Origin of the sequence: Nostocoides sp. HKS02 (genome assembly GCF_009707485.1) — a bacterium.
GTDB lineage: Bacteria > Actinomycetota > Actinomycetes > Actinomycetales > Dermatophilaceae > Pedococcus.
Map to the genome: position 1 here is coordinate 3,036,969 of NZ_CP046121.1, position 13,048 is coordinate 3,050,016.

At 70.4% G+C, this 13,048-nt stretch carries 13 protein-coding genes; 4 read left to right on the plus strand and 9 right to left on the minus strand.

Going from position 1 to position 13,048, the window contains the following annotated elements:
* Positions 1-7 precede the first annotated feature (7 nt).
* Entirely contained in the window at positions 8-1,009 is a 1,002-nt protein-coding gene (locus GKE56_RS14630) for an inorganic phosphate transporter (protein WP_154685169.1), read from the plus strand.
* A 171-nt stretch (positions 1,010-1,180) separates the two neighbouring features.
* Positions 1,181-2,203 carry a hypothetical protein gene (locus GKE56_RS14635; RefSeq protein WP_154685170.1) on the plus strand — a complete coding sequence of 341 codons (1,023 nt, stop codon included), beginning with the start codon at positions 1,181-1,183 and terminating at the stop codon, positions 2,201-2,203.
* Between the two features lie 71 nt (positions 2,204-2,274).
* Here the strand turns inward: GKE56_RS14635 and pstB are convergent, their stop codons facing one another.
* The 8 genes from pstB to GKE56_RS14675 all read right to left on the minus strand — a co-directional run bounded on the left by pstB (position 2,275) and on the right by GKE56_RS14675 (position 11,373).
* On the minus strand, positions 2,275-3,051 hold the full coding sequence (gene pstB, locus GKE56_RS14640; RefSeq protein ID WP_154685171.1) for a phosphate ABC transporter ATP-binding protein PstB: 777 nt from the start codon (positions 3,049-3,051) through the stop codon (positions 2,275-2,277).
* A gap of 42 nt (positions 3,052-3,093) precedes the next feature.
* A complete protein-coding gene (gene pstA, locus GKE56_RS14645) occupies positions 3,094-4,023 on the minus strand; it encodes a phosphate ABC transporter permease PstA (protein WP_154685172.1) in 930 nt (309 codons plus the stop codon).
* Positions 4,020-5,030 (minus strand): phosphate ABC transporter permease subunit PstC, encoded by a 1,011-nt coding sequence (gene pstC / locus GKE56_RS14650; RefSeq protein WP_154685173.1) that lies wholly within the window; start codon positions 5,028-5,030, stop codon positions 4,020-4,022. The genes pstA and pstC overlap by 4 nt, the downstream gene beginning before the upstream one ends.
* 84 nt (positions 5,031-5,114) lie before the next feature.
* The gene (gene pstS / locus GKE56_RS14655) at positions 5,115-6,254 is read right to left on the minus strand and encodes a phosphate ABC transporter substrate-binding protein PstS (protein WP_154685174.1); all 1,140 of its coding nucleotides are present in this window, start codon (positions 6,252-6,254) and stop codon (positions 5,115-5,117) included.
* Between the two features lie 225 nt (positions 6,255-6,479).
* The gene (locus GKE56_RS14660; protein ID WP_154685175.1) at positions 6,480-7,430 is read right to left on the minus strand and encodes an NUDIX hydrolase; all 951 of its coding nucleotides are present in this window, start codon (positions 7,428-7,430) and stop codon (positions 6,480-6,482) included.
* On the minus strand, positions 7,427-9,688 hold the full coding sequence (locus tag GKE56_RS14665; protein ID WP_154685176.1) for an RNA degradosome polyphosphate kinase: 2,262 nt from the start codon (positions 9,686-9,688) through the stop codon (positions 7,427-7,429). Before GKE56_RS14665 ends, GKE56_RS14660 begins: the two co-directional genes overlap by 4 nt.
* Before the next feature lie 4 nt (positions 9,689-9,692).
* Entirely contained in the window at positions 9,693-10,658 is a 966-nt protein-coding gene (gene mshD, locus GKE56_RS14670; RefSeq protein ID WP_154685177.1) for a mycothiol synthase, read from the minus strand.
* Between the two features lie 25 nt (positions 10,659-10,683).
* Positions 10,684-11,373: a response regulator transcription factor gene (locus GKE56_RS14675; protein ID WP_154685178.1), complete on the minus strand. Its 690-nt coding sequence runs from the start codon at positions 11,371-11,373 to the stop codon at positions 10,684-10,686.
* Between the two features lie 94 nt (positions 11,374-11,467).
* On the opposite strand from GKE56_RS14675, the gene GKE56_RS14680 reads away from it, so the two are divergent.
* A complete protein-coding gene (locus GKE56_RS14680; RefSeq protein WP_154685179.1) occupies positions 11,468-11,728 on the plus strand; it encodes a MoaD/ThiS family protein in 261 nt (86 codons plus the stop codon).
* Positions 11,729-11,744: 16 nt separating this feature from the next.
* Positions 11,745-12,593 carry a hypothetical protein gene (locus tag GKE56_RS14685; RefSeq protein WP_154685180.1) on the plus strand — a complete coding sequence of 283 codons (849 nt, stop codon included), beginning with the start codon at positions 11,745-11,747 and terminating at the stop codon, positions 12,591-12,593.
* Between the two features lie 17 nt (positions 12,594-12,610).
* Here GKE56_RS14685 and GKE56_RS14690 read toward each other — a convergent pair whose 3' ends face one another.
* A complete protein-coding gene (locus GKE56_RS14690; protein ID WP_154685181.1) occupies positions 12,611-12,982 on the minus strand; it encodes a DsrE family protein in 372 nt (123 codons plus the stop codon).
* Between the last annotated feature and the right edge of the window lie 66 nt (positions 12,983-13,048).

Sequence of the window (13,048 nt, forward strand, 5' to 3'; positions counted from 1 at the left end):
TCGCCTCATGGACTGGCTCCCGATCGCAGTCGTCATCGCCCTGGCGATGGGCTTCAACTACACCAACGGTTTTCACGACGCCGCCAACGCGATCGCCACCTCGGTCTCGACCCGCGCCCTGACGCCTCGCGTCGCGTTGGGCATGGCCGCTGTCGCCAACCTCGTGGGCGGTCTCATCGTCTGGAAGTTCGGTCAGGTGGCCACGACGGTCGGCAAGGGCATCATCGCTGCGCCACAAGGTAGCGAGGGGCTGGCCATCTGTGCCGCGGCCTTGATCGGCGCGATCGGCTGGAACCTGCTCACCTGGTGGTACGGCCTGCCGTCGTCGTCGTCGCACGCCCTGATCGGGGGCCTCGGTGGCGCCGCGTTGGCGGCCGGTGCCGCGGTGAAGTGGGCGGGCGTGTTCGACAAAGTCATCATCCCGATGGTCCTGTCGCCGATCGCGGGCATCCTGGGCGGCTACGTCGTCATGGCCGCCATCCTCTGGGTGTTCAGGGGCGCCCACCCCGGCAAGGTGTCGCGCGGCTTTCGTTACGCTCAGTCGATCTCTGCAGCCGCCATGGCCGTCGGGCACGGGTTCCAGGATGCCGCCAAGACCGCGGGCGTGGTGCTGCTCGCGCTGACGGTGGGCGGGCACTACACGAGCGACAAGGCTCCGCTCTGGGTGCTCGTCCTGTCGGCGGTGGTGATCTCCCTGGGCACGTATGCCGGTGGTTGGCGCATCATGCGCACGCTCGGCCGCCGGATCATCCACCTGGACCCACCGCACGGCTTCGCGGCCGAGAGCACGGCGGCCGCGATCCTCTACGTAGCCGGCATCGGCTATGGCGCGCCGATCTCGACCACGCACACCATCACCTCGGCGATCATGGGCGTCGGCGCGACCAAGCGCCTGTCGGCCGTGCGCTGGGGTGTTGCCGGGAACATCGTCGGCGCGTGGGTGCTGACCTTCCCGGGCGCTGGTCTGGTGGCCGCCGCGACGTTCTGGGTAATCCACCTCTTCCTCTGACCCGACTTCTTGCCCCGAATCCACCGGATCCGGCCCCTGGAGGCCCGGAAATGGTGGATTCGGGGCAAGAAGTCGAGGCGGGTCCACAGAGGTTGTGGTTCCCGCGAGGGCCGTCCACAGGGCCCTCCCAGTCCTGCGGCGCGCTGAGGCGTCCTCCGCGACGGTGGCGTCATGTCCGGCCGTATCGACGACCTGCCCCAGCCGTTCCTCGCCGCCGAGATCTCGGGGGCAGCCATCACCCACCGGGTCCTGACCGGAGCCGTGGGGCGCGGTGAAGTCCTCCGTCTGGCCCGGGGGGTGTATGCCGCCTCGGCGGCGTGGTCGCAGCTCTCACCTCGCGCGCAGCACAGTGCGCTGGCGCGGGCCGCCGCCCGCGCGTTCCCCGAAGCGACGCTCAGTCATCGCAGTGCCGGCCTGCTTCTCGGCCTGCCCCATCCGCGCGGTCGGCTCGGCGCTCCCCGGATGACCCTTCGTGATGACGACCGAACGAGCCGGACGAAAGCCTGGGTGCAGTTCCACCGCGGCGAGACACCCCCGGAGCACGTCCAGATCGCTGGGGTTCGGCTGACCACGCCAGCGCGCACCGTCATTGACTGCTTTCGAGAGGAATCGTTCCCCGACGGCGTCGCGATCGCGGACGGGGCAGTTCGCAAGGGCCTGGTCACCGTCCCCGAACTGGTCGAGCTGCGCAACCACGAGCGGCGTTGGCCCGGCGTGCGGAAGGCCGCACGCGGCATACCGATCATCGACGGGCGCCGCGAGAGCTGGCTCGAGTCGTACTCGGCGGCCGTCTTCTTCCAGCGGGACATCCCGGTTGGCGTGCCCCAGGTGATCGTCCTCGACTGGGCCGGCGAGTTCGTCGCCCGGGTCGACGTGGCGTGGCCGGATCGCGGCGTGGTGGGCGAGGCAGACGGTCAGGGGAAGTATCTCGGCGAGTTCGAGGATGGGCTCGGCCGCGAGCCTGAGGACGTCGCGCGGCGAGTGATTGCCGCGGCGCAGCGGGAGACCCGGCTACGCGACCTCGGCCTGCAGGTCGTTCGATGGGACACGACCGAGATCGTCTCCAGCCCGCACCGGGTCGTCAGACGGTGGCAGAACGCGGCGTGGGTCGCCGATCCGAGCCGGGTTCGTGCGCAGTTCCTCTGCGTCTGCCACCGACTCGACCTCACTGATTGCCCTCAATCCACCGTCTGAGGGCCCCGAGCCGCCCAAACAGGTGGATTCAGGGCAATAAGTCGGGGGAGGGGAAGGGGAGGGGGGTCGGGTCAGCCGAAGCGGCCGGAGATGTAGTCCTCGGTGGCCTTCACGGACGGGTTGTTGAAGATCCGCTGGGTGTCGTCGATCTCGACCAGCTGACCGGGCTTGCCCGTGGCGGCGAGGTTGAAGAACGCCGTGCGGTCAGACACCCGGGCCGCCTGCTGCATGTTGTGGGTGACGATGACGATCGTGTACTTGCTCTTCAGCTCGCTGATCAGGTCCTCGATCGCGAGGGTCGAGATCGGGTCGAGCGCAGAGCAGGGCTCGTCCATGAGCAGCACCTGCGGCTCGACGGCAATCGCTCGGGCGATGCACAGGCGCTGCTGCTGGCCGCCCGACAGACCGGCCCCGGGCTTGTTCAGCCGGTCCTTGACCTCGGTCCACAGGTTCGCGCCCTTGAGGGACCTCTCGACCACCTCGTCGAGCCGCTTCTTGCCCTTGACGCCGTTGAGCTTGAGCCCCGCCGCGACGTTGTCGTAGATGGACATCGTCGGGAACGGGTTCGGTCGCTGGAACACCATGCCCACGGTCCGGCGCACGGCCACGGGGTCGACGCCGGCGGCATACAGGTCCTGGTCGTCGAGCATGACCTTGCCCTCGACGCGCCCACCGGGGATCACCTCGTGCATGCGGTTCAGGGTCCGCAGGAACGTCGACTTGCCGCAGCCGGAGGGGCCGATGAAGGCGGTCACCGAGCGGGGTTCCACCGTCATCGTCACGCCCTCGACGGCCTTGAACGCGCCGTAGTAGACGTTCAGGTCGCTGACGTCGATTCGCTTGGCCATGGTGTGGGTTCGTCCTTCTCAGGGGTATGCCGGGTGGCCCGGTTACTTCTTGACGGAGCCGAAGCGCGCGATGAGGCGGCCGGCCAGGTTGAGCAGGAGCACCAGGAGGATCAGCGTGAGCGCGGCAGCCCAGACGCGGTCGACGGCCGGCTGAAGGCTCTCGGTGCGGTCCTGGTTGATCATGGTGGGCAGCGTCGGCATCAGCCCGCTGAACAGGTCGGTCGCGATCGACTTGGTGTAGGGGCCGAGGATCAGCAGCGGCGCGGTCTCACCCATGACTCGGGCGAGACCGAGCAGGATGCCGGTGATGATGCCCGAGAACGCGGTCGGCAGCACCACGCGGACGATCGTCTTCCACTTGGGCACGCCGAGCGCGTACGACGCCTCGCGCAGCTCGTTGGGCACCAGCTTGAGCATCTCCTCGGTGGAGCGCACGATCACCGGGATCATGAGCAGCACGAGCGAGAGGCACACCGCGAAGCCGACCCGCTGGAAGTGGAACGTCGTCACCCACACGGCGTAGATGAACAGTCCCGCCACGATCGAGGGGATGCCGGTGAGGATGTCGACCATGAACGAGACGGCGCGGGCGAGTCGCCCCCGGCCGTACTCGACGAGGTAGATCGCGGTCATCACGCCGATCGGCACCGAGATGACGGACGTGGCGAGCCCCTGGATCAGGGTGCCCTGGATGGCGTGGACGGCGCCGCCGCCCTCGTGCCGGGCCGTGATGCCCTTCTGGGAGTTCAGCCACCACGAGGCCTGCAGCAGCAGGTGGTAGCCCTGCGAGACGACCGTCCACAGGATCCAGACGAGCGGCGCGAGCGCCAGCAGGAACGCGCACCAGACGATGACCCGGGCGAGGACGTCCTTGACCTCTCGCGCCCGAGCCGGGTGGCCGAGGGCGGGCGAGGGGGTCGCGCTCTGTGGCGCGGCGCCTCGGGCGGGCCCGGTCGTGTCGATGGCGCTCATTCGGTGAAGGCCTTCCGGCGGTCGATCACGATGCGGGCGATCGCGTTGACGATGAACGTGAGGATGAACAGCACCAACCCGGCGGCGATGAAGGCGCCGGCCTTCTCAGGGGTGTCGAACTCGGCGGCGTTGTTGGCGATCCGCGACGCGAAGGTCTCGCCACCGTTGAGCAGGGACCAGGACCAGGCCGTGCCGTCGGCCAGCGTCGACACGATGATGGTCACGGCGACCGTCTCGCCGAGCGCGCGACCGAGGGCGAGCATCGAGGCGGAGATGACGCCGGGTCGACCGAACGGCAGCACCGCGGTGCGGATCATCTCCCAGGTGGTGGCGCCGAGGGCGAGCGCGCCCTCCTTGTGGGTCACCGGCGTCTGGGCGAAGACCTCGCGGGACAGGGCGGTCACGATGGGCAGCACCATGATGGCGAGGACGATCCCGATGAACAGGATGGTGCCGAAGCCGCTCACGCTGGTCTTGCTGAAGATCGGGACTGCGCCCAGCTTGCTCTGGAGGAAGTCCTGCACGGGCTGGTATGCCGGGCCGAGGGTCCGCAGCCCCCACAGGCCGTAGACGATGGAGGGAACGGCGGCCAGCAGGTCGATCGTGCTGGCGGCCGGCCTGGCGAGCCAGCGGGGCGCGTACTGGGTGATGAACAGGGCGACGGCGACGCCCACGGGCACCGCGATCAGCATCGCGATTACGGCGGTGATGACGGTCGTCCACAGCAGCTCGGTGATGCCGAAGCTCGGGGTTGGTCCGTCGACAGACCACGCGCGCGAGGTGAGGAAGTTGACGTTGTCCTTGGCCAGGGCCGGGACCGCCTGCCAGAGCAGGAAGACGCCGACGAGCGTCACGAGCCCGATGACCAGGATGCCGGCACCGCGCGCCGCGCCACCGAAGAGGCGGTCGCCGAGCCGGCCCGTCCCGGCCCGGTCGCCGCTCAGCGGCGCCTCGCCGTGGGGGCCGGGAACCTGGTCAGCGATGGACCGGCCGGTCACGGAGCTCACGTGGTGCGCCTCTCGGTGCGTGCAGGGTCAGAAACGGCGTATGCCGGGGGACGGGCACGAGCCCGCCCCCCGGCATACAGGGTGTCAGGACAGTGCGGCGATCGCCGCGTCCACCTTAGTGCGGACCGCGTCGGGGAGCGGCGCGTAGCCGATGCTCTCCAGGGACTGCTGGGTGTCCGAGGAGGCGAAGTGCTTGAGGAAGGACTTGAGCAGCGCCGTCTTGGCCGCGTCCTTGCCCTTCGAGCAGACGATCTCGTAGGTCACGAGGAGGATCGGGTAGGCGCCGGCCTGCTTGGTCGCGTAGTCGAGCTTGAGGCTCAGGTCGTTGCCCATGCCGGAGATCTTGGCCGCAGCCACGGCCTTGCCGACGGCGTCACCGCTCAGCTCGACGGGGCCCGCGCCGTTGTCGACCTGGGCGACGCTCAGCTTGTTGTCCTTGGCGTAGGACCACTCGGCGTAGGTGATGCCACCCTCGGTGGTCTTGACCGCGTTGGCCACTCCGGCCGACTTCTCCTTGCCCTCGCCCTTGCCGGTCCACTTCTTGGCCGGCGCGGCGGTCCAGTCGGTGGGAGCGGCCGCAGCCAGGTACTTGGTGAAGTTCTCGGTGGTGCCCGACTCGTCAGAGCGGAAGAAGACCTTGACCGGCTCGCTCGGCAGGGTCACGCCGGAGTTGAGCTTGGCGATCGAGGGGTCGTTCCAGGTGGTCACCTTGCCGTTGAAGATGTTGGCGATGACCGCGGGGGTCAGGACGAGCTTGCTGACGCCCTTGACGTTGAAGGAGACCGCGATCGGGCCGGTCACCATCGGCAGGTCCCACGCGGGGGAGCCGCACGTCTTGGCCGCGTCGTCGGCCTCGACCTTGCCGTTGACCACCTTGGTCTTGAGCGCGGAGTCCGAACCGGCGAAGTCGACCTGGCCGGCGATGAACTGCTTGATGCCCGCGCCGGAGCCGGTCGGGTTGTAGTTCACGGTGGTGCCGGCGCACTGGCTCTGGAACGAGCTGATGGCCTCCTCGATGGCGTTCTTCTGGGCCGAGGAGCCCTCGCCGTTGAGCGTGCCGCCCTTGGGGCAGTCAGAGGAGGCGGATGTGCTGCTGGACGCGCTGCTGGACGCGCTGCCCGAACCAGCGCTGCTGCCGTTGTTGTTGTCGGAACCGCACGCGGTCAGCGCAAGAGAGCCGACCAGGGCGACGCTGGCCAGCTGGCCAAGACGCTGGATCTTCACGGTGTCAAACCTCTCCACAGGGGGAAATCAGGGGAAATCGGTGGCGGGCGGTGTGCCCGACGGTGCGAAGTTAGGCAGCGTTCATGACGCGGCGGTCCGTCGCGGGTGAACGCAAGGTGAACACCAGCCTGACATTCCCCGACGCCCCTGCGTCCGCGTGGCGAGCGCCCGGTTAACGGCTGCTCTCGGGGCGGTCAAGGGCTGGTCAGGGCCGATCAGGGCCGATCAGGGCAGGTGGCGTTCGACCGCCACCACCCGGGCCGTGTCGCCACTGCCTGCGAGGTGCGCCACGAGGGCCTCACCCTTGGCCATCGTGCAGTCGGCCGCGTCGCGCAGCGCCTGCGCGGTCGCTGGCCCGGTGGGCTCGTCGAGATTGACGAGCCCGAACAGGCCGCGCAGGAGGTCGGGCAGCACCGGACCGTGGCTGCAGACCGCCGCGGCTTTCCCGCGCTCGACCAGCCGGTGGAGGTGGTGCGTCGCGCGGGCCGGGTCGGCGGCATACCCTTCCTCGCTCAACCCGTCCTTGGTGCGCAGCGGGGCGCCGATGAGCGCGGCGTACGGTCGGAGGGTGTCGGCGCAGCGCAGCGACGGCGAGCTCACCAGCCGCGTGACGCCGTATGCCGCGAGCACCGGGGCGAGCGCCGCGGCGCGCTGGCGCCCGGAGCTGGTGAGCGGCCGGAGCTGGTCGTCGCCGGACCACGACCCCCGACCGGTGGCGTGCGCGTGCCGCACCAGGACGAGGGGCCAGGTCGTCAAGGTGCCGGCCTTGTCGGCACGCACCACGGCCCGCAGCTGGTCGCGGTCGCGGGCGTAGTCGAGGCGGTCCGACGCGCTGATGACGTCGAGCCAGCGCACCTCGTCGATCTCGTTGCGGAGCGGGCCGGCCGGCTTGCTCGCCTCGGCAGCCCAGTAGCGGACCTCCTTGGTGGCGGGCTGGCCGGTGCCGTCGAGCACGGTGTACTCGGCTCCCGGCAGCGGCCGCCCGAGGGTGACCTCGAGGGAGGTCTCCTCGTGGGTCTCGCGGACCGCTGCGACGGGCCACTGCTCACCGGGGTCGAGCTTGCCCTTGGCCCAGGACCAGTCGTCGTACTTGGGTCGGTGGACGAGCGCGACCTCGAGCTGCCCACGTCGGCGACGCCACGGAACGGTTCCCGCGGCGGGAATCGGCGACGTCAACGTCGGCGGGCCTTGCGGCGTCGTTTGCCGTGCGTCTCGATCATCGTGGCCTGCAGGTCGGCGAGGGGCTCGCCGTCGGCCCCGAGGTGGACGCGGGTCCACCGGCCGTCGCTGGTGAGGCGCCAGTGCGAGTAGTCGGCACTCATGCCCCGGGCGAGCAGGGACTGCAGGTCGGCGACGTGGCGTGGCTCGACGATGCGGACGAGTGCCTCGACCCGGCGGTCGAGGTTGCGGTGCATCATGTCGGCGCTGCCGATGTAGACCTCGGGCTCACCCCCGCCGCCGAACAGGAACACCCGGGAGTGCTCGAGGAAGCGTCCGAGGATCGAGTGGACCTCGATGTTCTCCGAGAGCCCCTCGACCCCGGGGCGCAGCGCACAGATCCCGCGCACCCAGATGTCGACGTGCACGCCGGCCTCGGACGCCCGGTAGAGCGCGTCGATGAGCTGCTCGTCGACGATGGAGTTCACCTTGAGCTGCACGAGCCCCCCACGCCCGGCCTCGGCGTGCTCGATCTCGGCCTCGATGCGCTCGATGAGACCGCTGCGCACGGAGCGAGGGGCGACCAGGAGGCGCTTGAACTTGCTGCGCGGGGCGTACCCGGACAACTGGTTGAACAGCCGCGCCAGGTCGTCGCCGACCTGCGGATCGGAGGTGAGCAGGCCGAAGTCCTCGTAGAGGCGGGCGGTCTTGCCGTTGTAGTTGCCGGTGCCGATGTGGCAGTAGCGCCGCAGCGACCCGTCGTTCTCCTGGCGGACCACCATGCACAGCTTGGCGTGGGTCTTGAGACCGACGATGCCGTAGACGACGTGCACCCCGGCGTGCTCGAGCTTGCGTGCCCAGGAGATGTTGTTCTGCTCGTCGAACCGGGCCTTGATCTCGACGATCGCGAGCACCTGCTTGCCGGTCTCCGCGGCGTCGATGAGGGCGTCGATGATGGGCGAGTCGCCGCTGGTGCGGTAGAGCGTCTGTTTGATGGCCAGCACGCTGGGGTCGAGCGCTGCCTGCTCGATGAAGGCCTGGACCGAGGTCGAGAACGAGTCGTAGGGGTGCTGGAGCAGGACGTCCTTGTCGCGGATGACGGACAGGATGTCGGACGCCTTCGAGGACTCGGCGGGCGCGAGGTCGGGGTGGGACATGCCGCGGAACGCCGGGTAGCGCAGGTCGGACCGCTCGAGGTCCGCCACCAGGTTGAGCCCGCGCAGGTCCAGGGGAGCAGGAAGGCGATAGACCTCGCTGTCGCTCACACCGAGCTCGCGCACCAGCATGTCGAGGACGTGGTCGTCGATCGACTCGTCCACCTCGAGCCGGACCGGCGGTCCGAAGCGGCGCCGGGTGAGCTCCTTCTCGAGGGCGGTGAGGAGGTTCTCGGCGTCGTCCTCCTCGACCTCGAGGTCCTCGTTGCGGGTGACGCGGAAGGTGAAGTGCTCCTGGACGTCCATCCCCGGGAACAGCATGTCGAGGTGCGCCGCGATGACGTCCTCGAGCGGGACGAAGCGGGTGTTGAAGAGGTCGGCGGTGGCCGGCTCGCCCACCTCGGGCTCGATGTGCAACAGGCGGGGGAGCAGGGGCGGCACCTTGACTCGCGCGAAGTGCTCCTTGCCTGTCTTGGGGTTGACCAGGAGCACGGCAAGGTTGAGCGACAGCCCGGAGATGTAGGGGAACGGGTGGGCCGGGTCCACGGCCAGTGGGGTCAGCACGGGAAAGACCCGGGCGGCGAACAGCTCGGACTGGATGGTCCGCTCGTCGTCGCTCAGCTCGTCCCAGCGGACGATCGAGATTCCCTCGTCCTCGAGGGCGGGCTGGACGCGCTCCTTGTAGACGGTCGACTGCATGGCCTGCAGCTCGTGGGCGACCAGCGAGATCTGCTCGAGCACCTCGCGCGGCTCCAGCCCGGAGGCCGACCGGACCGCGAGCCCGGTGGCGATGCGGCGCTTGAGCCCGGCGACCCGGACCATGAAGAACTCATCGAGGTTGGAGGTGAAGATCGCGAGGAACCGGGCGCGCTCGAGGAGGGGCACGGACTCGTCAGAGGCCAGCTGCAGGACCCGCTCGTTGAACTGCAGCCACGAGATCTCGCGGTCGAGGAACCGGTCGTTGGGCAGCCCGTCGGCCTCCACCCCCGCACCGGCTGGCACCACGCGCATGAACCGGCCGTTCGACGCCCTCGGCTGGGCGCTGGCGATCGACACCTCTTGACCGGGCAGGTCGCCGTCGGGGACTGCCGTGTCGGTGTCGGCGCGGGTGGTGACGCTCATGCGGTCATCCTGACAGTGCTTGATGAACGGGGTGCGAATACATGACATCGACCATGATGCTGCGGAATCCCAGCCCCGTGTAGGTCCGGATCGCCGGTTCGTTGTCGCCGTCGACGTAGAGCACGACCTCGGGGAGCCCCTGGGCGGCCAGGTGGGCCAGGCCCAAGGCGGTGACGGGCCGGCCCAGCCCCTTCCCCTGGTATGCCGGGTGGACGCCCACCACGTACACCTCGCCTGCCGCTGCGCCCGGGTCCACACTCGACGCCTGGCTGGGGTCGACCTTGGTCCAGTGGAATGCCACGACCCGCCCCGGTGCGTCCTGTGCCTCGACGAGCAGCAGGCCGGCCGGGTCGAACCACGGCTGGGCCTCGCGCTCGCGCAGGTCGGCCAGCGTCATGCGCCCCTGCTCCGCGTGGTGGACGAACGCCGCCGCGTTGGCCTCGAGCCACGCCTGCTCGTCGCGGCCCGGCTCGAACGCGCGCGCCGCGAACCCCGGCGGCAGGGCCGACCTCGCCGGGTCGGTGTCGGCCGCGGAGAGCGGCCGGGACATCTTGTGCAGCTCGCGCACGGCCGTCCACCCGTCCGTGGCCGCGAGGGAACGCGCGGGCTCGAGGTTGCCGTGAGCCCAGACCCGGACCAGCGGGGACCGCTCCCGCGCCGTCTCGAGCAGGGCCCGTCCGAGGCCGTGGCGGCGGTGGGCGGGGTCGACGACGACCTCGGCGGAGGGCTCTGCAGGGTCCAGCTCAGCGAGCTGGGCGTACCCCGTGAGGGTGTGCTCGGCATACGTGAGCAGGTGGGTGGCGCGCCCCTCGGCGTCGCCCAGCCACAGCAGCGTCTGCTCGGACAGCGGGGCGACACCGTCCGTGCGCGCGGCCGCAGCGCTCAGGTCACGGACCTGCTCGGCGGTCTCGGGGGTGAGGGTCGCGCGCTTGTTCGACGGATGGTGGGGGCACGGCAGACATTGGATCACGGACCTGTGCAGCCCCGGGGTTCCGTCAGGCGTCGACCGGGGTGTGCTCGGCCGGCACGAAGCGGTAGCCGACGTTGCGGACGGTGCCGATGAGGACCTCGTGCTCGGACCCTAGCTTGGCCCGGAGACGGCGGACGTGGACATCGACGGTGCGGGTGCCGCCGTAGTAGTCGTACCCCCAGACCTCCTGGAGCAGCTGGGCTCGGCTGAACACGCGGCCCGGGTGCTGAGCGAGGTACTTGAGGAGCTCGAACTCCTTGTACGTGAGGTCGAGCAGCCGACCGCGCACGCGGGCCGAGTAGGTCGCCTCGTCGATGGTCACGTCGCCCGAGGTGATCTGGACGTCCTCGGCCTCGGGCTCGCCCTGGAGCCGCCCCGCGGCCAGCCGCAACCGCGCCTCGACCTCGGCCGGGCCTGCGGACTCCAGGAGGGCCTCGTCGATGCCCCACTCGGCCGTCAGACCCGCCAGGCCGCCCTCGGTGAGGATCGCGATGAGCGGGACCGACATGCCCGAGACGCGCAGCACGCGGCACAGCGACCGCGCCACGGCGAGGTCGCGCCGCGCGTCGACCAGGACGGCGTCGCACGGGGGTGCGTCGACCAGCGCGGTGGGCTCGGCGGGGATGATGCGCACGTGGTGGCTCAGCAGGCCCAGCGCAGGCAACACCTCGGCGCTGGGCGCCAGGGAGTTGGTCAGCAGCAGCAGACGGGCCATGCCCATGAAGGATACGGCGCCGAGGGTGGTGCCGGGTGGGTGAACACATGATGAGACCGTTGTCTCACCAACAGCAAGTGTCGGAGGATGCCGTATGCCGGGTGAGCAGACCAGGTCGCCAGTCACCGTGCGGTACTGGGCCGGTGCCCGCGCGGTTGCCGGGGTCGACGAGGACGTCCTCGACGGGTGCGCGACCGTCGCCCAGGCTGCTGCCGCCGTGGTGCGCCTCCACCCGGGGCTGGTGGCGGTCGTCCCGGTGAGCACTCTCCTGCTCGACGGTCGTGCCACGAGCGGGGACACCGCGTTGCCTGCCGGGGCCGTCCTGGAGGTGCTGCCGCCCTTCGCCGGTGGGTGATGGGAGGATGCGGGCTGTGTCCGACCTCCCCGAGCAGGCGCCCAGCACCCCTGCGCCCCTGACCCGTCGCGAGCGACGGGCCGTGGGTGCCGCTGCCTCGCGGTTCCCGGGCCGGGTCTACGTCCCGAGGACGATCACCATGATCGCCACCGTCGCGTTCGCCGGCCTGGTGGCGTTGACGGGCTACGCCGGCCCCGCCCTGGTCGCGGTCGCCATCGCCCTCGGGGGGTTCGTGCTCGCCTGGGGCTGGCCCGCGCTCCTGGGGCTGCCCAGCCCGCGCGGGACCACCACCGTCCTGACCGCCGGAGCGGTGTTCATGGCCGGCGCCGTCGTGCTCACCAGCGACGACCCGTTCCTCGCGTGGGTCCCGGCCGGCATGGCCGTGGCCGTGGTGGTGGCGTTCCTCCACCAGCTGCTGCGTCGTGACGGCCGGCCGCGGTTGACCGAGTCGGTGGCAGCCACCACGGCGGGTCTCGCGATCATCTCCTCCGGCGTGGCCCTCGCGCCGCTGCCGCACGTCCTCGGTGGTGCGGACGCGCTCGCGGCCACCATGGCCGGTCTGGCGGTCTCGGCCCTCGTCGACCCGATGATCGGCATCGGGCGGTTGCGGCAGTGGGCCCTGTTCGTGGCCATGGTGCTCGGTGGGCTCGCCGCCTTCCTCGTCGCGCTCATCACCGGCCACCCCCAGACCGCGACCGCAGCCCTGCTAGGCCTGCTCGCTGCCGGGGTGTCGCACGCGGCGCGCCGGGTGATGGCCGCGCTGCCCGCGGCCGGGGGCGCCCGGGCCCAGCTGGCAGTGGCCGCCTCCTCGTCGATGCTGATCGGCGTGGTGGCCTACGTCGTCGTCCGCCGCTTCGTCGCCTGAGCCACCACGGTGGTCAATCAGTAGACGAGGGAGCGGGCCCCCTCGGCCATGACCTCCTCGACGAAGGCCGCAGCTCCCCGGATCTCCGCTCCTCCGACCAGGTCCGCTTCGGTCAGCTCGCGCCGCGCCGCACACTGACCACAGACGGTGACCCGGCCCTCGGCGAGCAGGGCGTCGAGCAGGTCCGCCAGCGGCGCGGCATACGGCAGGTCGAGGTCCCCGGCCCGCCCGGGCACCGCAACCCAGGTCGCCTCGCCGGTGAGCCACAGGCTCACCTCCACTCCGGCGGCGAGCGCGGTCGCCGCCACGGAGAGCGCCTGGTTGAGGCGCTCGGGGGCCTCGACACCACAGGTGACCTTGACGACGAGACGAGCGCGCTGATCGGGCATGGGCACAGGCTACGATCTGGGCCGTGCACACGTTCTTCCTGTCCCTGCTGGTCCTCACGGCTGTGG